General features: G+C 48.3%; 21 protein-coding genes and 1 pseudogene. 19 read left to right on the top strand and 3 right to left on the bottom strand.

Translation table 11 applies throughout. The features are described from left to right. The first annotated feature begins 45 nt into the window (after positions 1–45). Positions 46–1,068: a UDP-glucose 4-epimerase GalE gene (gene galE, locus BQ7117_RS03815; protein WP_073996273.1), complete on the top strand. Its 1,023-nt coding sequence runs from the start codon at positions 46–48 to the stop codon at positions 1,066–1,068. A 144-nt stretch (positions 1,069–1,212) separates the two neighbouring features. On the opposite strand, the gene rpsT is transcribed toward galE, so the two are convergent. Together rpsT and BQ7117_RS03825 are read right to left on the bottom strand one after the other, a co-directional pair. After that, the gene (gene rpsT / locus BQ7117_RS03820) at positions 1,213–1,485 is read right to left on the bottom strand and encodes a 30S ribosomal protein S20 (RefSeq protein WP_073996274.1); all 273 of its coding nucleotides are present in this window, start codon (positions 1,483–1,485) and stop codon (positions 1,213–1,215) included. A gap of 250 nt (positions 1,486–1,735) precedes the next feature. Then, positions 1,736–3,061 carry a UTP--glucose-1-phosphate uridylyltransferase gene (locus BQ7117_RS03825; protein WP_073996275.1) on the bottom strand — a complete coding sequence of 442 codons (1,326 nt, stop codon included), beginning with the start codon at positions 3,059–3,061 and terminating at the stop codon, positions 1,736–1,738. A 145-nt stretch (positions 3,062–3,206) separates the two neighbouring features. On the opposite strand from BQ7117_RS03825, the gene lepA reads away from it, so the two are divergent. From lepA to hisD, 14 genes and pseudogenes are all read left to right on the top strand, one after another. Next, entirely contained in the window at positions 3,207–5,066 is a 1,860-nt protein-coding gene (gene lepA / locus BQ7117_RS03830) for a translation elongation factor 4 (protein WP_073996276.1), read from the top strand. A gap of 1 nt (position 5,067) precedes the next feature. Next, entirely contained in the window at positions 5,068–6,012 is a 945-nt protein-coding gene (gene trmB / locus BQ7117_RS03835) for a tRNA (guanosine(46)-N7)-methyltransferase TrmB (protein ID WP_073996277.1), read from the top strand. A gap of 5 nt (positions 6,013–6,017) precedes the next feature. Further along, positions 6,018–7,217, top strand: a complete 1,200-nt coding sequence (hemW, locus tag BQ7117_RS03840) for a radical SAM family heme chaperone HemW (protein ID WP_084789872.1) — start codon at positions 6,018–6,020, stop codon at positions 7,215–7,217. A gap of 33 nt (positions 7,218–7,250) precedes the next feature. Further along, positions 7,251–7,913: a hypothetical protein gene (locus tag BQ7117_RS03845; RefSeq protein WP_073996278.1), complete on the top strand. Its 663-nt coding sequence runs from the start codon at positions 7,251–7,253 to the stop codon at positions 7,911–7,913. Between the two features lie 214 nt (positions 7,914–8,127). Next, positions 8,128–9,150, top strand: a complete 1,023-nt coding sequence (gene hrcA / locus BQ7117_RS03850; protein WP_143273969.1) for a heat-inducible transcriptional repressor HrcA — start codon at positions 8,128–8,130, stop codon at positions 9,148–9,150. A 98-nt stretch (positions 9,151–9,248) separates the two neighbouring features. Beyond that, positions 9,249–10,369: pseudogene (dnaJ, locus tag BQ7117_RS07905) on the top strand (molecular chaperone DnaJ). Positions 10,370–10,377: 8 nt separating this feature from the next. After that, a complete protein-coding gene (locus BQ7117_RS03860; protein WP_073996280.1) occupies positions 10,378–11,181 on the top strand; it encodes a 16S rRNA (uracil(1498)-N(3))-methyltransferase in 804 nt (267 codons plus the stop codon). A gap of 10 nt (positions 11,182–11,191) precedes the next feature. Further along, on the top strand, positions 11,192–12,163 hold the full coding sequence (locus BQ7117_RS03865) for a PhoH family protein (RefSeq protein ID WP_073996281.1): 972 nt from the start codon (positions 11,192–11,194) through the stop codon (positions 12,161–12,163). Next, entirely contained in the window at positions 12,156–12,677 is a 522-nt protein-coding gene (gene ybeY, locus BQ7117_RS03870) for an rRNA maturation RNase YbeY (protein WP_073996282.1), read from the top strand. The genes BQ7117_RS03865 and ybeY overlap by 8 nt, the downstream gene beginning before the upstream one ends. A gap of 35 nt (positions 12,678–12,712) precedes the next feature. Then, entirely contained in the window at positions 12,713–13,978 is a 1,266-nt protein-coding gene (locus BQ7117_RS03875) for a hemolysin family protein (protein ID WP_073996283.1), read from the top strand. Continuing rightward, a complete protein-coding gene (gene era, locus BQ7117_RS03880) occupies positions 13,968–14,894 on the top strand; it encodes a GTPase Era (protein ID WP_073996284.1) in 927 nt (308 codons plus the stop codon). The genes BQ7117_RS03875 and era overlap by 11 nt, the downstream gene beginning before the upstream one ends. A gap of 104 nt (positions 14,895–14,998) precedes the next feature. Then, on the top strand, positions 14,999–15,742 hold the full coding sequence (gene recO, locus BQ7117_RS03885; RefSeq protein WP_073996285.1) for a DNA repair protein RecO: 744 nt from the start codon (positions 14,999–15,001) through the stop codon (positions 15,740–15,742). Beyond that, positions 15,739–16,521: a polyprenyl diphosphate synthase gene (gene uppS, locus BQ7117_RS03890; protein ID WP_202613019.1), complete on the top strand. Its 783-nt coding sequence runs from the start codon at positions 15,739–15,741 to the stop codon at positions 16,519–16,521. Before recO ends, uppS begins: the two co-directional genes overlap by 4 nt. A 26-nt stretch (positions 16,522–16,547) precedes the next feature. Beyond that, positions 16,548–17,876, top strand: a complete 1,329-nt coding sequence (gene hisD, locus BQ7117_RS03895) for a histidinol dehydrogenase (RefSeq protein ID WP_073996973.1) — start codon at positions 16,548–16,550, stop codon at positions 17,874–17,876. 31 nt (positions 17,877–17,907) lie between these two features. Here the strand turns inward: hisD and BQ7117_RS03900 are convergent, their stop codons facing one another. Beyond that, positions 17,908–18,708, bottom strand: a complete 801-nt coding sequence (locus tag BQ7117_RS03900; protein WP_084789877.1) for a VIT1/CCC1 transporter family protein — start codon at positions 18,706–18,708, stop codon at positions 17,908–17,910. A 54-nt stretch (positions 18,709–18,762) separates the two neighbouring features. Between BQ7117_RS03900 and BQ7117_RS03905 the strand changes: the two genes are divergently transcribed. From BQ7117_RS03905 to hisH, 4 genes are read left to right on the top strand one after another with little or no spacing between them, the layout of a single operon-like run. Further along, positions 18,763–19,902: a histidinol-phosphate transaminase gene (locus BQ7117_RS03905; RefSeq protein ID WP_073996287.1), complete on the top strand. Its 1,140-nt coding sequence runs from the start codon at positions 18,763–18,765 to the stop codon at positions 19,900–19,902. Continuing rightward, positions 19,899–20,501: an imidazoleglycerol-phosphate dehydratase HisB gene (gene hisB / locus BQ7117_RS03910; protein WP_073996289.1), complete on the top strand. Its 603-nt coding sequence runs from the start codon at positions 19,899–19,901 to the stop codon at positions 20,499–20,501. The genes BQ7117_RS03905 and hisB overlap by 4 nt, the downstream gene beginning before the upstream one ends. Continuing rightward, entirely contained in the window at positions 20,498–21,178 is a 681-nt protein-coding gene (locus BQ7117_RS03915) for a hypothetical protein (protein WP_073996290.1), read from the top strand. Before hisB ends, BQ7117_RS03915 begins: the two co-directional genes overlap by 4 nt. Then, a complete protein-coding gene (gene hisH, locus BQ7117_RS03920; RefSeq protein ID WP_073996292.1) occupies positions 21,178–21,813 on the top strand; it encodes an imidazole glycerol phosphate synthase subunit HisH in 636 nt (211 codons plus the stop codon). The genes BQ7117_RS03915 and hisH overlap by 1 nt, the downstream gene beginning before the upstream one ends. Positions 21,814–21,821: the final 8 nt, after the last annotated feature.

Here is a 21,821-nt window from a genome sequence, read left to right on the forward strand (position 1 = left end):
GATAGCGTAAACTAAAAATATCTACAATAACTGCAGCGGAGAAAAATGGAACAGAAAACTATTCTAGTAGCCGGCGGATCTGGATACATCGGCACCCATACGCTGATTAGCCTCTATGCGGCGGGATATTGGGCTGTATGTGCCGATAATTTCACTAATTCTCATCCGGAAGCTCTCCGGCGCACCGAAGCTATTATCGGTACTAAAATCCCGCTTTACGAAGTAGACGTCTGCGATAGGCAAGCAGTAGAGCAGATATTTGCCGAGAATTCTATAGCGGGAGTAATTAATTTTGCCGGTTTGAAAGCAGTGGGAGAATCGGTAGAAAAACCGCTGGAGTACTACGATATAAATTTGAATTCTACGCTTTCGCTTTTGCAGGCTATGCGCCGGCATAATTGCCGAGTAATGATTTTTAGCTCTTCCGCTACGGTATATGGAATGGATAATGAATCGCCGCTGCGAGAAGGAATGCCTACTTCTGCCACTAATCCCTATGGCTGGTCAAAAGTAATGAATGAGCAAATCCTCACTGATTATTGTGGTAGCGATAAGAATTTTTCGGCTGTACTACTGCGCTATTTTAACCCAATCGGTGCACATCCCAGCGGGTTAATCGGAGAAAATCCCTGCGGAATTCCCAATAATATAATGCCCTATATTACGCAAGTGGCCGTTGGGAAATTGCCAGAACTGCACATATTTGGTCAAGATTATCCCACTCCAGACGGTACCGGCGTGCGCGATTATATTCACGTCCTCGACCTGGGGGAAGGGCATGTGCAAGCGCTTGACTACGCATTCACCCACCCGGGAGCGATAGAAATCAATTTAGGCACTTCCCGCGGATACTCCGTACTAGAACTAGTGAAAGAATTTGAAAAGGCGAGCGGAGTAAAAATACCTTATGTTATAGATCCGCGCCGTCCGGGCGACGTCGCTTCAGTATTTGCCGATGCGAGCCGCGCCGAGAACTTACTAGCTTGGAGAGCGCGCCGTAACCTAGCGCAAATGTGCCGAGATTCCTGGAACTGGCAACAAAAAAATCCCGATGGCTACGCTCAGTAGTTGCGAGGCTACGCTCAGTAGTTGCGAGGCTACGCTCAGTAGTTGCGAACAGGTACATGTATAGAAATAGGCAGATATAGAAAAATGCCCGGAAATTTTATTTTCCGAGCATTTTTGAGATTAGATAACTACTTAAGCTAGGGCTTAAGCGTCTTTCGTAAGCGCATCAACCTGCTTAGCCAGTTTAGACTTCCGGTTCGCAGCCTGATTCTTATGGATTACTCCCTTGGAAACAGCCTTATCTAGTTTCCGGCCAGCAAGACGCAGAGCTGCCTCTGCCGCTTCCGGATCTTTAGCTGCAATCGCTTCCCGAGTCTTCCGCACTAAGGTTTTCAACTCAGATTTATAGCTCTTATTGCGCAGCCGGCGCTTCTCATTAGTCTTAATCCGCTTTTTTTGCGACTTAATATTTGCCACTATTTAACTCTTTCAATTCTTTCGCTATTGCGAATGGATATGGTCGGTGAGGGCTTGCTCTCTCTGGACTGCCAGGCGTGGGGACACCCGTGGTTAAAAGAAAAGAGCCGGACCTTTCACCCGACCAGGTGCCAAGTCCACTAGGTACTTTAGCAGTATTTGCCGCCAGAGCCAAAGAAAAGCTCCAAGGGTGGTAAAAATCATCGCTTTCGGGTAAAGAAATTATCGCTTTCAGTAAAGAAAGCCGTAACTATGCGTTCCCAATTTCTACCCGCCCCCGCAATTTTTCCATTCCGGTGAAGGTATAATCGCCTTTTACAGTTATTTTCTCTACCTCTCGCAGAGAAGGTAAATGGCGAGTACGCTCAGTAAAATCGTGTATAAAACGAAAATACTGGGGATCCAAATCGGCAATAGGGGCAGTTGAAACCTGTAAAAGTACCCGCCCTTCCTCCGTAAACTTATAGACATCAGAACGCAATACAAATAAATCATTCGTAGTCTTTACTGGTAAAAATCGCTCTCGTTCCACAATAAGAGCCTGCGCATCGGAAAATTTTTCGACTATAGCTCCCATCGCACATTCCAGCTGATACACCGGCACTGAATCTTTATTGCACGGATCTACCGTTTTTTGGTTACGAATTAGGGGGAGATGCAACACCCCGGCTGTTTTCTTTAATAAATCTCGTAAAGCCTCGATATTAAACCACAGATTATTCGTATGAAAATAAGGGTGGCGCTTTTCGTCCGTAAAATACTGCATATCAGCTGGAGGAGTTTGCCCGGTATCGCGCAATATAAGCTGCTTATCGCTACGCCGCACCGCTAAATGCCCGCCTTTGCGGTCAGCTGGAGTACGCCGGCAGACCTCGGCTGCATAAGAAACTCCACTTTCAGCGAACCAAGCGGCAATTTCTCCAGAGGGATAAGCCCCCAAGTTATCAGCATTAGAAGTCATAAGATAGCGGAAACCGCGGCGCAGTAAATCCTCTAATAAAGAATTATTACTAAGAGCAGTGTAGATATCGCCGTGCCCAGGCGGGCACCATTCTAGTTCTGGATTTTCCTCCCAGACCACTGGATATAGATTATCGCGCCGTAGCTTCGGCTCCCGCCCTTGCAGAAAACTTAGGGGAATTCCCGGTATTTCCATATCCTTATCTAAGGCTGCGAGCGTATCACGCTGCGTGCGGAAAGAATCCATAAAAATTATAGGAAGCAATTTTCCGCTCTGCTCGCGCGCGCTGCGTATTTGCCGGCAGATCAAACGCAAAAAACTTTCTCCCGCGCGCACTGGAATAAGAGATTTAGCTTTATCCATCCCCATAGAGGTGCCTAAACCGCCGTTTAGCTTTAAAAAGGCCGTCTTTCCCAGTGCCTCTGCTTGTGCGGCAGGGCTAAAATTCTTCTCTGCTAGCCGGGGCGCCGGAGGCATCGGGTCGATAGTAGACTCGGGAATTAACCCAGTAGCTCCGTGCTGTAAATCTGCAAAATAAGAGCTAAAGACGTTTATCCCGCATTCGCTAACTCCGGCAGTGCGCATTTTCTGCTGTGCCGCGCTCAAAGCTTCCATATAAATCCCTCCGCCCTTTTTTATAATTCTATAGAGAAAAGCTGCCCGCGCAGAATTTCACAAAGCTATTCCTCCCGAAAAATCGGCTTTAGTTTCCGGCGCTGGTAGCCTTAGAGCTATTAGTAGTGAATAAGGAGATACGTTAGTGCCCATTTCCACTCCGGCAGAGCTGAAAGAAATTCAACCGGCCTCCACGCCGGCTGCACAAATTCGCAATTTTTGCATAATTGCGCATATTGACCACGGTAAATCCACTTTAGCGGATCGTATGTTGCAATTGACGGGAGTAATAGCAGAACGTGATATGCGTGCCCAATACCTCGACAGAATGGATATTGAGCGCGAACGCGGAATCACTATTAAATCGCAAGCGGTACGGATTCCTTGGACAGTAGATGGCACGCCTTATGTGCTGAATATGATAGACACCCCCGGGCACGTCGATTTTGCTTACGAAGTATCTCGCTCTTTAGCCGCCTGCGAAGGGGCAATTCTACTGGTGGATTCGGCACAAGGCATTGAAGCGCAAACCCTGGCCAATCTCTATCAAGCTCTCGAAAATGATTTAACTATCATACCCGTCTTAAATAAAATAGATTTACCAGCTGCAGAGCCCGATAAATACGCTGAAGAATTGAGCGCTCTGATTGGCTGCGAACCAGAAGATTGTATAAAAGTATCTGGTAAGACCGGAGTGGGCGTAGAAGAACTTCTCAACCGGATAGTGAAAGAAGTACCTGCTCCGCAAGGGAAAAAAGATGCCCCCACGCGCGCACTTATTTTTGATTCGGTTTACGATACTTACCGGGGAGTAGTTACTTATGTACGTGTGGTAGACGGGCAGCTGCGCCCACGTGAACAAGTGCAGATGCTTTCCACCGGAGAAACGCATGAGCTCCAAGAAATTGGAATTATTTCTCCGGAACCGCTCAGCTCTACCGGTCTGAGTGCCGGAGAAGTAGGGTATTTGATTACGGGGGCGAAAGATGTAGCGCAGTCTCGAGTAGGCGATACGGTGACTACTTTACGCAACCCGGCGCGTACTCCGCTTTCCGGATATGCCAATCCGCAGCCAATGGTGTTTTCTGGTTTATATCCGATAGATGGCTCGGATTATCCAGCTCTACGCGATGCTCTAGATAAACTGCGGCTCAACGATGCTTCTCTCACTTACGAACCGGAAAATTCCGTAGCTTTAGGATTCGGCTACCGTTGTGGATTTTTAGGTCTACTTCACCTCGAGATCATCACGGAAAGACTCGAAAGAGAATTCAATCTCGATTTGATAGCTACGGCTCCTTCTGTCACTTACCAAGTAATTACCGAAAATAGAGAAAAAATAGCGGTATCAAACCCCTCGGAATTTCCAGAAGGGAAAGTACACGAAATAGTAGAACCGCTAGTAGAAGCTACCATTCTCACTCCGAGTGAATACGTGGGCGCAATCATGGAACTTTGCCAGCAGCGCCGGGGAGAAATGCAAAATATGAGTTACCTTTCTCCCGAACGAGTGGAACTGCATTATTCTTTACCGCTGGCGGAAATAGTCACCGATTTTTTCGATCAACTAAAATCGCGCACCAAAGGCTATGCCTCGCTGGATTACCACCAAAAAGGAGAACAAAGCGCCGATTTGGTGAAAGTAAATATCTTACTTAATCACGAAGTAGTAGATGCTTTTTCGGCAATCGTGCACCGCGATAAGGCCTATAGCTACGGGGTGGAAATGACGGAAAAATTGCGCCAATTAATTCCGCGGCAGAATTTTGAAATTCCAGTACAGGCAGCAGTAGGAGCTCGCATAATTGCGCGTTCTACCATTAAAGCTCTCCGCAAAGACGTATTGGCAAAATGCTACGGGGGCGACGTATCTCGAAAGCGTAAATTGCTCGAAAAGCAAAAAGAAGGTAAAAAACGGATGAAAGCAGTCGGCAGGGTAGAAGTGCCCCAAGAAGCATTTATCGCCGCGCTCAGTTCCGAAATGCCGACGGGTAAGAAAAAATAACATGAAACAGAATTCCCACTCGGAGCTCCCTAATCCGCAATATGGGCGAATTCGCTCCTTTTCTGCGCGGGGAAAACGCTTGGGTGAAAAATATAAAACCCTGCAAGCAGAATTTGGACCGCAATATTTCCTCGATTTTCCTCCCGGAATGGGAATCTCCACTATTAGGGAAGATGCGCGCATCGATTTAGCGGCCGCTTTTCCGCACCGGCAACCCCTCATAATCGAAATAGGGCCTGGATCTGGAGAACAACTTATTCATGCTGCACAGGCACATCCGCAAATAAATTTTCTCGCCCTAGAGGCCTGGCAGCCCGGAGCGGCGCGTTGTCTGGCTGCCACCGTCGCAGCGGGGGTAGAAAATGTGCGCATAGCGCAATTAGATGCTGCTCAAAGTCTTCCTATCCTTTTCCCTCCTGATTCAGCTTATCGCGCACGCGAAATCTGGACTTTTTTCCCCGACCCTTGGCGGAAGAAAAAACATCGGAAACGCCGCTTAGTATCACCGCAGTTTGCACACATCGTAGCTGGAGCATTAGAGCCCGGCGGGTGCTGGCGTCTTGCTACTGATTGGGATAACTACGCTTGGCAGATGCGCGATGTATTGCAAGAATCTCCTTGGTTCGACAACCCGTACTTGGCGCAAAATCCAGATGCGCAAGATGAAGGGATTTACGCAGGGGGATTTGCTCCCCGTTACAGCGGTCGGGTGCTTACGCGTTTTGAATCACGCGGGCAAGCGGCCCAGCGCCGTGTACACGATTTATATGTGATTCGCAATCAGGTGGCACTGGCGGCAGCGGTGGTGCCAGAAGATCCGTGGGTTGCCGCTGCGAAAAATGGACAGGAAGTGAAAGCCGATAGGGGTGGAGAGCGCCCGCCATCTCGTACTCCGGCTAGCACCCGCGCGGGAAAACCGGCTGCGGAAAATCAGAAACGAAAATAGCTCTTATGCAGCCACTTTCTTCTTCGCCGGTTTCAACTGCGCTAGAATTGCCCGACCCCGATGTGCAAAATGGATTTTCGGCTTATATCCATATTCCTTTCTGCGCTCGCCGCTGTGGATACTGTGATTTTAATACCTATACAAATCTGCATTTTCCGGCGGGTGCGGGAGCTGCGGAGTTTCCCGCTACTCTCTGCCGTGAAATAGAGCTCTCTGCAAAAATGCTGAATGCCGGCGCTCCCGCCGGCGAGTTACGCAGTGTATTTTTCGGGGGAGGAACTCCCACTTTGCTTCCGACAACTGCGCTAAAGAAAATTTTAGAGAAACTGCGTAGCATATACGGAATTTCGGCCACCGCGGAAATTACTACGGAAGCAAATCCGGAGACGCTCACTTATGAAAAACTTTGCCAGCTCCAAGAGAGCGGTATCAACCGCATATCTTTTGGAATGCAATCTGCGGTGGAATCTGTACTGCAGACTTTAGATAGGATGCACACTCCCGGGCAGACTGCTCGAGTCTGCCACTGGGCAGAAAAATTAGGGATGCGCTATTCCTTAGACCTCATTTATGGCACTCCGGGGGAGAGCATGGCAGATTGGGATTTTTCCCTCCGAGAAGCTATTGCGCTCCGGCCAGAGCATATTTCCGCCTATGCTCTCACCGTGGAAAAAAATACCAAAATGGGGCGCGCGCTGCAGCGCGAAGAAATCTCTGCTCCCGATCCGGATATTTTGGCTGATAAATATCAGCACGCCGAAGAGACCCTCACTTCCCACGGTTATCAATGGTATGAAATCTCTAATTGGGCGCGCCCGGGCGCAGCTTGCCAACACAATTTGCACTACTGGCAGCGCGATAACTACTGGGGATACGGCCCAGGTGCCCATTCCTGTATCAACGACACTCGCTTTTGGAATACTGCTCATCCGCTTGCCTATGCGCAGCAGCTCATTTCCTCTGATCCGCAACTACCTATAGCTGGGCAAGAGCATCTAGGCGCAGCAGAGATAAGAGAAGAGGAAATAATGCTAGGAATTCGCTGCCGAGAAGGTATACCATGTTCTTTTTCGCCTTCTCCAGCCATCACCCGTCAATTATTAGCAGATGGCTTAATAGACGCAGTAGCTTGGGCGGAGGGTCGTTTACAATTGACGCTCCGCGGGAGATTATTAGCCGATACGGTCATTCGCGCGCTATGGTAATACGGTAGTAACACCGCCAGAAAGCGAAGCGATATGGGAGATACTTACGTTAAATTAGTGCTAATCGTGCTTATCGGAGGAATTGCCCTCTGGGCTCTTTCCGGATTTTTTGCAAAAAACCCGCGCGGTGCTTGGGATGAGCGTACCAAAATAGCGGGCTTAGCTCGTTCCCGCCGCTGGAATTACCGTGAATATATTGAAAATGCGCAGAAGTTTTTACTTCCGGAAGCCACCAAACTAAGGCACTGGCCGGTGCTAGAAAATGCGGCTGGCTACGACGGAATCAAAAATTTTCGTTCTAGCTCCTGGCGGTCGATTTTTGTGCGCACTCCCGCTAATCCACATAATCTAGTTTTTTCGTATGAAATTCCCATTACTCCCGCGGGCGCGCAGTTCCAATTCCCAGAAGCGCTTTTTCATTTTCCCACTTCTGCCCCCACTTCTGCTGCTTCCTTTCCGGCTGCGCAGTGGGACATAACTGGAGATAGAGAGCTCACGGCTGCAATATGTGCCAGTGCAGCTGGAGAATTTTTTACCGAATTAGCGAAGATAGAATACGTACATATCTATCGAAACTACATCAGTTTTCTTTTACCTGAGCAAAAATTTAATCGTTCTAGCCTCGAGCTTCTGGATTGGTGTGCCCAGCGAGCCGGAAAATTAGCTCAGCTATTACCGAAGTCTTATCTCGATTAAAAATTAGCTCCTTCGAGCAGGAAATTAGTTCGGAGAAAAACTAGAGTAGAATTAGCACTCGAGAGCAAAGAGTGCGCAGATTTGTGCCTGTTTTGCAAATACGTTTTGCAAATACGTTTTGCTAATACGTTTTGCTAATAGGGTCTATGACGAAGCTTTAAGGAATAAGCTTTAGGGAATGGACTTTGGGGAGAGACGAAGGGAAGGAGTGAGAATGCGTAATTCGGATGCCCGCCGGCGTTTAGTACTTAATGCCATTATTGAAGATTACATTGCGACTCGCGAACCAGTCGGTTCGAAAGCAGTGGCGCGGCGGCACAATCTCGGCGTTTCTCCTGCTACTATTCGCAACGATATGGCGCAACTAGAAGAAGCGGGATTAATCGTCCAGCCGCATACTTCTGCTGGGCGTATACCTACCGATAGCGGTTATCGCGCTTTTGTAGATGCAATTGCTGATATTAAGCCGCTCTCAGTGCCGCAACGCAAAGCTATTGAGCAAATTCTCACCCAGTCGGTGGATTTAGATGATGTAGTGAATCGTGCTGTCCGTCTTCTAGCGCAGATAACTCAACAAGTGGCAGTGGTGCAGTATCCTTCTTTGCAACGCACCCTTTTACGGCATATAGAGCTAGTAGCTCTAAGTAAACAGCTCATCTTAATAGTGTTGATTGCCAATACGGGCCGCGTAGAACAGCGCACCGTAGAAGTAGAAGATATTCTCTCTGAAGAATCTGTAGATTTAATCAGAAAAGCAGCTAATGAGCACTTGGTAGGAATGGAAATGCGCCATTTAGGTAAAAAAATTCCGACCACTTTAGAGGCTCTGCCGCCGTTGATTCGCCCTGCTGGAAAAATAGTATTTACGGCGGTGGCAAAAATGCTGCAGAGTGAGGGAGAAGAAAAAGTAGTAGTAGCCGGTACGGGTAATCTCAGCCGTTATGATTACGATTTTGCTCATTCTATTTCTCCCGTTTTAGATCTGCTCGAAGAGCAAGTAATACTGTTACGCCTTATTACCCAGCAAGAGCAAGGAATAAACGTAAAAATCGGGAGCGAAAATACTGAAGAAGCCCTCGCGGAAACTTCTATAGTTTCTACAAATTACGGCGTAGACAACGAAGCAGATATTGCGCGGTTGGGAATAATTGGCCCGACCCGGATGGATTACCGAGGTGCAATGGCGGGAGTGTATGCCGTAGCGCAATATTTGACTTCAATTTTGAGCAGTGAGTGAAATTCGCCCGCTTCTGCGCTTAGTGGCTGTTTTCCGCAGATAGAGCGCATAGAATACAGAAAGAATATTTTAATCTAATAGGCAAGGGAAAAATATAAGTGGCTGATTACTACCAGATTCTAGGAGTATCACGGCAAGCTTCCGCAGAAGAAATAAAAAAATCTTATAGAAAATTAGCGCGGAAACTACATCCCGATGTGGCTGGGCCAGAAGGGGCCGAAAAATTTAAAGAAGTCACAGTGGCTTATGAAGTACTTTCTAATACCGAAAAGCGCCGTCTCTATGACCTCGGCGGAGAAGACGCAGTAAAAAGCGGTCAAGCCGGAGGCGGAGCGAGTGCCTTCGGCGGCTTCGAAGATATATTTTCCGCATTCTTTGGCGGTGGCAGTGCGGGGCGTGGCCCGGTATCTCGCACCCGTCCCGGGGATGATTCTTTAGTGCGTTTGCAGCTCACCCTGAAAGATGTGGTATTCGGGGTAGATAAAAAGTAAAAGTAAATATCGCCGGGCTCTGCCCAGAATGTCATGGAAATTTGACTGCTCCTGGCACTGAGTTGGTGACTTGCGCAGATTGCCAAGGAAGTGGCACTATTCAAAAACTCACTAATTCGCTCTTTGGGCAGATGATGTCGAGTAGCCCTTGCCCGGGCTGTGGCGGGTATGGCACAAAAGTGGTCACTCCTTGCCCGGAATGTGCAGGTAGTGGCCGCGTAAAGATGCAAAAAGAAGTGGTGTTTAATGTGCCGGCCGGAGTAGAAAACGCTACCCGAATTCGTTTGCGTGGTGCGGGTAATGCTGGAGTATACGGTGGTCCGGCCGGAGATCTGTATGGAGAAATAAGCGTTAAACGCGATGCAGTATTCGAGAGAAGCGGTGATGATCTACACGCCACTTTAGAGGTGCCGATGACTGCCGCTGCCTTAGGCTGCCAGTTACAAATATCCACTTTTGACGGTCTGCAAAATATAGAAGTAAAACCAGGCACGCAATCTGGAGAAATCATCACCCTTCCCGGCTTGGGAGTTGGGCATTTACGCCGGCGTGGTCGTGGAGATATACATGTGCTTATGCAGGTACGTACACCTACCGATCTGCCAGATGAGCAGCGAGAACTACTTAAAGAACTCGCAAAATTGCGCGGCGAAGAAAAAGTAGCATCCGATTTAAGTGCCGAAAAAGATTCTCTTTTTACGCGATTTAAAGATATCTTCGTTAAATAAGGGAAAAGATGTCACTACCGGTATTTTATAGTGCAGAAATATCTAATTTAGCGTGCGAAGATATTTGTACGATTCGCGGTAGTGAAGCTCACCATGCCGTCGCCGTGCGCCGTATCCGCCCCGGAGAAAAAATCGCAGTGGTAGACGGCAAAGGGAGGCGGGGAATCCTGCTGGTGCAAAGCACCGAAAAAGCTACGCTCACCGGGCAGATACAAGCAATAACTGATTATTCTCCGACTATGCCGCAGATAACCTTAGTGCAGGCACTCGCTAAAGGCGGGCGAGCAGAACAAGCGGTAGAAACCGCCACTGAATTTGGAGTAGATAGTATAATTCCGTGGGCTGCGGAACGAAGTGTGGTGCGCTGGGAGAGTGCACAAAAAAGTGCCAAAGGGCGCAGTAGATGGGAAGCTACTGCATATGAAGCAGCTAAACAAGCACGGCGCGCCTATTTCCCGCAGGTGGATGAGCTTGTAGATAGTGGAGCTCTCGCAGAGAAAATTTCAGATTTTGTTGCTACGGGGGCTTGGGTACTGGTTTGCCATGAAGAAGCGGTGCACTCTTTAGCACAAGTGCTGACTACTCTCTTTAATTCTGCGTTGGCGCAGAATTCTTCTCAACCGAATTTTCCAAGTAGATTAGTGTATATAGTAGGCCCCGAAGGAGGAATCACTTCTGCAGAATTGGTAGCTTTCCAAGCGGCCGGAGCTCAGGCAGTGCTCCTAGGAGAGCATATTCTGCGCAGTTCTTCTGCTGGGCCATGGGCGATTGCAGTGACGCGCGCCTTTCTGGATAAAAGTCGAGTGAAGTAATAGAGAAAATATGGAAGCAGAGAGCAAAGTTATTCAGAAAGTTACGGTACCGGAAAGCATAGATATGATCAGCTTTCTCGGACCGCACGATATATACCTCCGTACTCTGGAAAAAGGCTTAACGCCGGCGCAGCTGCACGTCCTCGAAAGAGAAATAACTATTTCCGGTCCGCCGCTACCGGTAGAATTGGCAAAAAATCTTCTAAATGAGTTTATTTCGGTGCTACAACGCGGCCAGTACCTCAATGTGGAAGCAGTGGAAAGTGCAATCAGATTAGCTCAACGAGGTTTAGCTAATCCAGCTGATTTGCTGCGTACCGATATAATTTCCGCGCGTGGTAAAACTATTCGCCCCAAGACTTTCGGGCAAAAAGAATATGTAGATGCTATTGATACTTCCACAATTACTTTTGGCATCGGTCCAGCTGGTACGGGAAAGACTTATCTGGCGGTGGCTAAAGCAGTGGAAGCATTACAGAGCCAGCAAGTACGCCGCATTGTGCTCAGCCGTCCCGCGGTAGAAGCGGGAGAATCGCTGGGTTTTCTTCCCGGTACGCTCAGCGATAAAATCGACCCTTATTTGCGGCCACTCTACGATGCTCTCTACGACATGGTAGAGCCAGATAGCATTCCGAAATTACTCGCTGCTGGCACTATAGAGGTTGTACCTTTAGCCTATATGCGCGGGCGCACTCTAAACGATGCTTTCGTGATTTTAGACGAAGCGCAGAATACTACCCCAGCACAGATGAAAATGTTTCTTACGCGTTTGGGGTTCCAAACCAAAATGGTGATTACAGGGGATTTAACCCAGATAGACCTACCTACTCGCACCACGTCGGGACTCCGCCTCATGCGCAGTATTCTCGCCGATATTTCCGGTATAAAATTTATAGAACTCAAATCAGAAGATGTGGTGCGCAATAGCCTAGTAGCAGATATTGTAGATGCCTATACCCGCTGGAGTGAAAACTATGATTGATGTAAATGATGAATCCGATTACGATGCAGCCATTAATTTAGCAGAAATATCTGAATTGGCGCGGTGGGTGCTAGATGAAATGCGGGTGCATCCGCAGGCAGATCTGAATTTCGTGCTACTTGGAGAAGATGCTATGGCCGATCTCCACCTAGAGTGGATGGGGTTGAGTGGCCCTACCGATGTGCTCTCTTTCCCTATGGACGAGCTACGCCCAGCTCCGGTCGGGCAAAACCCGCAAGTGGGAATTTTAGGAGATATCGCTATTTGCCCGCAGGTAGCTGCGCGGCAGGCCGCCAAATCTGGCCACGCCCTTATGGAAGAAATTCTTTTACTTGCCACGCATGGTATTTTGCATTTACTGGGATATGACCACGTAGAAGAGGAAGAAAAGAAAGAGATGTTTGCTCTGCAGCGGCGCCTCCTCCTCGAGTTCCTAGCTCGGCGCCCACAAGATCCCAATCATCCTCATTCAGATACGCGCGATATTGACGATATCGCACCTACAATAGAATAAGCATAAAAATAGCGGAAGAGAGATAACCAAAAACTATGAGCGGAACAGAGAATCTTTCTGGCCTCGTATACGGCGGAGTAGCCTTAGTAGCGCTCGGAGTAGCCGGATATTTTCGGTTAGTATTGGCCGCGTTTAATTCTCTTACGCGCGCCGAAGCTCTCGAAGCGGCAAAAAGCTCGCCTTCGCGCCGTATTTTGGTAAAACTGGTAGAAAAACGAGCAGAAGTCTATGCAGCTGCCCGTTCGCTGCGCATATTTTTCATTATCGTATTCACCTTGATGCTCACCTTGGCATTGGACACTTTTCTCCCTGAAAACGGCTATTTAGTGGTATCAGTATTACTGATTGCTATTGGGTGTTTTGCAAGCCTTTCTCTGCTTATTCCCACTCATCTCGGAATAAAAAAATCAGTGCCCATGCTCATCCCGGCTGCGCGTTTACTTTTATGGGGCGCAAAATTTACGGCGGTATTTGTGCGCCGCAGTGAGCCGAATGACGAAGAAGAAAAAGAAGATGAGGATGAAAATCGACTCGTAATGATGGTGGAGCGCGTAGCAGAATCCAATGCTTTAGATGAAGAAGAGCGCTCCCTCTTACAATCGGTATTCCAACTTTCGGAAACGCTAGTGCGCGAAGTTATGGTGCCGCGTATCGACATAATCCATATTAAAAAAGACCACTCGCTAGATAAAGCACTCTCGCTTTTTGCTCGTTCCGGATTTTCCCGAGTGCCGGTGGTGGGGGATTCCGTAGACGAACTGTGCGGCGTGCTCTATTTAAAAGATATAATCCGCCGTATTCATCACCGCAGTAATCCGCGGGATATTTCGGTAGCAGAAGTGATGCGAGAGCCCACATTTGTGCCGGAAACGATGACTGTAGATGTGTGTTTGCACAATATGCAGAAATTAGCGATACATATTGCGTTAGTCGTAGATGAATATGGGGGAATAGCGGGGTTAGTGACGATAGAAGATCTCCTCGAAGAGCTAGTTGGAGAAATGGTGGATGAGCACGATCGCGCCCTCCCGGAGATAGAACCACTTAGTGAAGATAGCTATCGAGTGCCTGCTCGGCTTCCGCTCGACGATTTAGGGGAACTCTTTAATTTAGATATTTCTGATGACGACGTGGATACCATAGGTGGTTTATTTGCAAAAGTGCTGGGGAGAGTACCTATTGCCGGCTCCGCTACTGAAACACACGGTCTACATCTGCAGGCAGATAGATTTGAGGGACGGCGAAAGAGAATCGCCAGTATTATAGTTTCCCGGGCAGAAAGTGAGAGCGATGCAGAATAGCACTACTTGGCCAGCCGATTTTCGGGCGGGATTTGTGGCGATTGTGGGAAGACCCAATGCCGGTAAATCCACTTTAACTAATGCGCTCATCGGGCAAAAAATAACGATTACCGCTAATCAACCGGAGACTACGCGCCGCGCGATTCGCGGTATTCTCAATCGTAAATCTGCCCAGCTCATACTCTTAGATACGCCCGGTTTGCACCGCCCGCGTACGCTATTAGGGAAGCGCCTGAACGAGATGGTAAGAGAATCTTTAAGTGACGCCGATGTGGCGGCATTTTGCCTGCCAGCAGACGAAAAAATAGGCCCAGGAGATAAATTTTTACTCGACCTGCTCCAGCGAGCAAAAATTCCGCTCGTTGCAGTTATTACGAAAAGTGATACTTTAGGGCGAGCGGAACTAGCGGCTAAACTTTTAGAAGTAGATAAATTTGGAGATTTTACCGAAATAGTGCCAGTAAGTGCCTTAGAAAATGAGCAGTTAGATGTAGTGGCAGAAGTTCTCCAGGGGCACTTACCACTCTCTCCACCCCTCTATCCGCGTAGCGCCGTCACCGATGAGAGCACCGAGGATCGGATAGCGGAACTCATTAGGGCAGCAGCTTTAGAAGGAGCTCGGGAAGAATTGCCACATTCCATTGCGGTGGTGATTGAAGATATGGAAGAGCGCCCCGGCACTGGCAGTGAAAAGAATCCGCCGTTGCTCGATATTCGAGCCTCTCTCTACGTGGAAAGAGATTCCCAGAAAGGCATAGTGATTGGAAGAGGAGGCGCCCGCCTAAAAGCGGTGGGGAAAAAAGCGCGGCTAGAGATTGAAGAATTACTGGGGCGGCGAATCTATCTAGATATTAGGGTGAAAGTAGCCAAAGAATGGCAGCGCGATCCGAAATTACTGCAAAGATTCGGATTTTAAGCTACTACATCGAAATTTCTTGTGCAGTTTAGGTGCGCTGCTTCAAGTGGTTTTCTTCCGCGCGCGGAGCAGTATTTCAAGAGAATATCTAATAGGCTGAAGCCATGCAAAAAACTTATCGGGATCGGGCCATAGTGCTGCGTACTGCCGATATTGGAGAAGCAGATAGAATTATTACTCTTTTCACGGAACGGCATGGAAAAATTCGCGCCGTAGCGAAAGGAGTGCGGAAGACGAAATCACGCTTTGGAGCTCGCCTAGAGCCTTTCTCCTATATCGATATCCAGCTCTACCGGGGGCGCGGTCTAGATATAGTTTCTCAAGTGGAAAGCATAAATCAATATCAGCGCCGTCTTGCTACTGATTACTCGCTATATACCGTAGCTTCCAGCATAGTAGAAACTGCTGACCACATAATGGAGCAAGAAGAAGTAGCTGATTACGGGCAGTTTTTACTGCTATATGGTGCTTTACATGCGCTAGCTAGCCGTACTTTACCGCCTCTCATAATTTTAGATTCCTATATTTTGCGCATTCTGCAGCAATCCGGCTGGGAATTAGCTATAAAAGAATGTGCACAATGCGGTGAAGTTGGAGTGCATACTGCTTTACAACTAGATTTAGGGGGCTTGCTCTGCAATAAATGCCGTACGGGAAGTTCCGGGAGCATTATGCCGGAGGCTGCTCTTTTACTTGCTGCCCTAGTAGATGGCGATTGGGAGAAAGCGGTAAGTGCCCCCGCTAATGCGAAACGTTCCGTAAACGCCCTCTTAAATGCTTATTTACAGTGGCACTTGGAGAGGCCAGTTAAGTCTTTACAGTTTGTGGATAGTAAACTTATATCATGACTATGAACTATTGCCGCCCGCCGGCGCATAAAAGTGGAGCGCTTCCGCCGGTGTTTTCGGGAAAATTACCAGAACATATAGCCATAGTTATGGACGGCAATGGCCGCTGGGCCAACGAGCGGGGATTAGCTCGTACCGAGGGGCATAGAGCCGGTGAATTAGCTTTGATGGATGTAATTGCCGGCGCAATTGAAAGCGGAATTTCGGTGCTTTCGGTATATGCTTTCTCCACGGAAAACTGGAAACGCTCGCCGCGGGAAGTTTCTTTTTTAATGAATTATTCTCGGCAAGTGATTCACCGGCGTTGTGCCGAGTTAAAATCTTGGGGAGTAAAGATTGTATGGTCCGGAAGAGAAGCGCGTCTCTGGAAATCAGTGCGGCAAGAATTAGAGAATGCGGCGCGGGAGACGGAAAACAATCAAGGCCTCATTTTGAATTTCTGTATGAACTACGGTGCCCAAGCAGAAATTGCGGATGCAATGCGCCAAATCGGGGCAGAAATTGAGCAGGGTCAGCTGCGGGCAAAAGATATAAAAGAATCTTTAATTTCGGCGCATTTGTATCAAGATCTTCCAAATGTTGATCTTTTTATTCGCTCGGGGGGAGAGCAAAGAATCTCTAATTTCTTACTTTGGCAGTCTGCTTATGCTGAGTTGATGTTTGTGCCGGAGCTTTGGCCGGAATTTGATCGCTGCACCCTTTGGAGATGCTTAGCAGAATATGGAAAACGAGAACGCCGCTTTGGCACAGCTACTGATAAAGTAGCTGATGAGAAATAGCGGGGGAGGAAAATAACATGGATATAATGCGCGTAATAGATTTTCGCACTCTTGCGGGTACAGAATTTTCTACCGTTCCTTTACCTCGCCCCCGCGTAGATATTCGGGCAGCTCTTAAACAGGTAGAGCCAATTATGCAAAGTGTGCAAGAGCGCGGAGCGGAAGCCCTCGCAGAGTTAGCGAAAAAGTTTGACGGCGTTTGCCCTCCTTATCTGCGGGTACCAGAGAGTGAACTAGTGAAAGCAGAGCGCCAGCTTTCCCCAGAATTGCGCCAGGCTTTGCAAATTTCTATTGAGCATAATCGGGCAGGGCATCGCGCGCAGTTGCCGATAGAAAAAAATACGCAAATAATTCCAGGCGGATATGTGCGCCAACGTTGGATTCCAGTGCAGCGGGTGGGGCTGTATGTGCCGGGTGGTTTAGCGGTTTATCCATCTTCTGTGATTCACAATGCGGTGGCTGCGCAAGTGGCAGGAGTAGCAGAAATAGCTTTAGCGTCTCCGCCGCAAGCTAATTACGGTGGATTGCCGCATCCAGTGATTTTAGCTGCTTGCCAACTTCTCGGAATTAAAGAAGTATATGCAGTGGGTGGAGCTCAAGCAGTAGCTATGTTTGCTTACGGAATACCGAGCGGCGAATCTGCGAGCGTTCCAATTTGTAAACCCGTAGATATGGTCACCGGACCAGGAAATATTTTTGTAGCTGCTGCTAAGCGTTATGTGAAAGGTAAAGTGGGGATAGATGCGGAAGCTGGCACCACGGAAATAGCTATATTGGCAGATGAAAATGCTAATCCGGAATATGTAGCGGCAGATCTTTTATCCCAAGCAGAGCACGATCCAGCAGCGGCTTCTTTGCTCATCACTCCGAGTGTGGAATTAGCGCAAGCAGTAAATAAAGCGGTAGCTCGGCAAGCTGAGAATACGAAACATCGGGAGCGGGTAAAGCAGGCTTTAAGCGGAGAACAATCGGCCATAGTGATTACTCGCGATTTAGATCAAGCAGCAGCGGCAGTAAATGCCTATGGGCCAGAGCATCTGGAAATACAGACACAAGATGCTGCTGCTTGGGCGACCAAAATAGTTAATGCCGGGGCTATCTTTATCGGAGATTACACCCCGGTACCACTTGGAGACTATATGGCGGGATCAAACCACGTCCTTCCCACGGGTGGAACTGCTCGCTTTAGTTCCGGATTAAATGCGCTTACTTTCCTTAAATCTGTACAGGAAATTACTTATACACACGCAGCTATGGAATCGCTCTATGCGCCGTTACATGCTCTGGCCACGGCAGAAGATTTACCAGCGCATGCTCACGCTTTAGCGGTGCGTTTAGAAGATTTAGAAAACTAGCTTATCGAGCGCTTACTAGCTTGTGTAGCGTTTAAGCGAAGTTACTTACTAGTACTCCGATAAAATAGGTCACAGCCATTGCGGCATTGCCACCAATTACGTTGCGTATGGTAGCGCGCAAAATAGGAGCATTTCCTAGTTTTGCTGATACAGAACCAGTGATAGCTAAAGCAGTAGTTACCGCTATGGCAGTCACCGGTACAGCTATTGTGTGCGGGCTTAAAAGCATAGCGAAGAGAGGAATAAGAGCTCCAATAAAGAATGCTCCCATAGAAGCCAGAGCGGCTTCCCACGGATTTACAAGTTCATCTGCCGCCAGTCCGTATTCGTACTGTGCGTGGGCATTACTGGCAGATTCGATATCTTTACTTAATTCGCGGGCAGTAGCTAAAGCTAAATTTTTCGATATCCCTTGCCCGGCAATTAAACCAGCTAAACGCAGTTCTGCTCCGCGGGGATCTTTTTCCACATAGGCGCGCTGCTCAGTCAGAGCTGCCTGTTCGGCATCCCGCTGGGAAGATACGGATACATATTCACCAGCTGCCATCGAAAGCGCTCCAGCCAACATTCCGGCAATACCGGAAGCTAAAAGCGCAAAATCAGAGAGCGCTGCTCCAGCTACTCCCACTACGATACCGGCAGTGGAAACGATACCGTCGTTCGCACCTAATACTCCAGCACGCAGCCAGTTCAATTTAGAACTAAGAGCTCCTTCATTCGGGCTCACTACTGGAAAATTGGGGCAGACATTTTCGAGATTCTCGGAATTCTCGAGATCTACTAAATCTTCGCCACCGGCTCTAGCATCAAGTTCTATAAGCGTGTTACCCATATAAGTACACTAGAATGTTAGTAGCAGTAATACTATCGAGGAAAGGCTAGCCTGATGAGCCAGTTGCGATTGCCGAAACGCCCAGATTTGCAGGGAGAATCTCCGTATGGAGCCCCACAATTGGAGGTGCCTATTCGTTTAAATGTAAACGAAAATCCCTATCCGCCTTCCCCACAGGTGCTGGAAAGTATGGAAAATTCTTTAAGGGAGGCTTTACAAAATCTAAACCGTTACCCCGATCGGGATTTTTTGCAGCTACGTCAAGCTCTATCTCGCTATTTAGCTACGGAATCTAAAGTAGAAATCGATCCGGAAAATATTTGGGCAGCTAATGGCTCCAATGAAGTAATACTGCAGATATTGCAGGCTTTCGCCGGGCCGGGGCGCGTAGTGGCATCTTTTAGTCCTACCTACTCGATGTACCCGGAATATGCGCGGGATACTTTTTCTACTTTCGTTACCGGCCAGCGGAAACCCGATTTTTCCATCGATTTGGCGGAAGTAAAACGGGTGCTAGCTACCCATCGTCCCAGCGTTATTCTCTTGGCTTCTCCCAATAATCCCACTGGTACCGCACTACAAAAAGCCGAATTAGAAGAAATTTTGCAGCTTACACGCAATACAGGGCCGCAGCAAGAAGCAGAAAACGGCGAGCTCCTTCCAACTTGTACTCTAGTAGTGGTAGACGAAGCCTACGGAGAATTTCGCCGCGAAGATACTCCCAGTGCTCTGCAGTTACTTAAAAATTATCCGCATCTAGTAGTATGCCGCACGCTTTCTAAGGCGTTCGGTGCTGCTGGCTTGCGGCTCGGATATTTAGCGGCCAGCACCGAAATAATCGAGCAAATACGCCTAATTCGCCTGCCGTACCACCTCTCGGCTCTCACCCAAGCTGCTGCTTGCGGGGCACTGGCACAAAGCGCGGAACAAATGCGGCAAGTACAGCAAATTCGTAGCGACCGCGATAAAATAGTGGCACAGCTGCAAGAGCGGGGATTCCAAAGTGTTCCTTCCGATGCCAATTTCGTATTCTTCGGAACTTTTACCGATAGACACCGCATTTGGCAAGGGCTTTTGGAGCGCGGAGTGTTAATTCGCGAAGTTGGCCCAGATGGTTGGCTGCGGGCGAGTGTGGGCACTCCTGCCGAAAATACGGCTTTTCTGCAGGCATTAAAGGAGGTTAGCGGAAAATGAATACTCGGATAGGTGAAATTTCTCGCCGCACCGGCGAATCAGAAATATCCGTGGCAATCAATCTGGACGGGCAAGGGCATACCGAAATATCTACGGGAGTGCCTTTTTACGACCATATGCTCACCGCTTTCGGAAAACATGCTTTATTAGATTTAAAAGTGCAGGCACAAGGGGATATAGAAGTCGATGCGCACCACACCGTAGAAGATACGGCAATCTGCCTAGGAATGGCTCTGCGGGAAGCTCTGGGAGATAAAAAAGGAATAGTACGCTTTGGCTATGCTTTTGCTCCTTTAGATGAAGCCTTGGCACGGGCAGTTGTCGATATTTCTGGCCGCCCTTACGTGGTGCATCACGGTGAACCAGCTGGGCAGGAATATCATCTTATCGGCGGGCATTTTACCGGATCTCTGACTCGGCATATTTGGGAATCTTTTGCTTATAATGCCGGAATTTGTTTGCATGTGGAGCTCCTCTACGGCAGAGATCCACACCATATTGTAGAAGCACAGTTTAAAGCAGTGGCCCGCGCATTAGAAATGGCCGTACGCCGCGATTCTCGCGTGAGCGGAGTACCTTCTACAAAAGGAGCTTTGTGAGTAACGACGAGATAAATAAGGAAATCGGTGCCTCGCAAAGTTGCCGGCGATACCTAATACTCACCCCTTTTGCACAAGCAGAGGTGGTGGCAGCTATTTTAAAAATTCGGAAAATATCTGCTGCCGTATTTCCCAGTGCCAGCGGTGTGCTAGTAGGTAAAGATTTACCTGCAGTGCAGTTTAAAGATTGGGATATCTCCGAATTACTTGGAGATATGCCTGCTGAGCAATCTGCTTCGGTGGTCGGGCAAGAAAATGAGAGTGCACCAGATTCAGCTGTTTCCCGGGAAGAAGATCCGGAATATATAGGAGCTCTACTTTCAAAGCTTTCTCCTTACGGAGTGATTTTACTGCGTGCTGAATTAGGTAAAGATATCGGTGGTGAAGTGGGAGTAGCTGGAGTAATTAGCGCCCAGCGAATCATAGCTGGGAAAAAAGGGGAAGAAATTGCTCCCGGGTTACTGCTCGGAGCGCTAGATCCAAAAATTGAAGATCTTTTAATTGGCACCACTCCTTTAGCGGAAAACTCAGAGCGAATCATGCCGCACGAAGCTACTAATTTGCTAGAAAATATCGCCCAGAATTTAACTGCGGATGCCGATTCCACCTCTGAAGGTAGCGCAAATTCCACCTTTGAGGATAGCGCAAAGCCAGAGCCCCCGGCGGAGGATAATTAATGCGAAAAGTAGCAGTTTTAGATGCCGGAAGTGGCAATATTCGCAGCGTAATGTATGCGTTGCAGAGAGTAGGAGCAGAGGCTTTTCTCTCTGCAGATGCGCAGGAAATCAATAAAGCAGCTGGATTAGTAGTGCCTGGAGTGGGAGCTAGCCGCAGCGTATTAGAAAAATTACAAGCTTGCGGAGCAGATAAAATTATCCGGGCGCGTATTGCTAATGAGCGCAGTGTAATCGGTATCTGCGTTGGAATGCAGTTGTTTTTTGCCGCTAGTACCGAGCATGGTGGTTGCCGCGGTTTTGGCATCTGGCCAGGGGAGGTGACGGCGCTTTCTGCCCCTATTATTCCTCATATGGGTTGGTCGCCGGTAAAAGCAGGCGCAGGTACGAAACTTTTAGCGGGTATTGAAAATGAACGTTTTTATTTCGTACATTCCTATGCTGTGCAGAGCGATTCCTTCTCTGCTTTGCGGGAGCTCTCTCCACAGCGTCGTCCCGTAATTTCTACTGCTAAGTATGGGTCAGAATTTGTGGCTGCTATCGAAGAAGGGGCACTTGCGGCGGTGCAGTTTCATCCGGAAAAATCAGCGCAGGCGGGGATGCAGCTATGGGAAAATTGGGTAAATAATTTGGCCTAGCCGGAAAG

This window comes from Arcanobacterium urinimassiliense (assembly GCF_900119495.1).
Taxonomy (GTDB): Bacteria; Actinomycetota; Actinomycetes; order Actinomycetales; family Actinomycetaceae; genus Arcanobacterium_A; species Arcanobacterium_A urinimassiliense.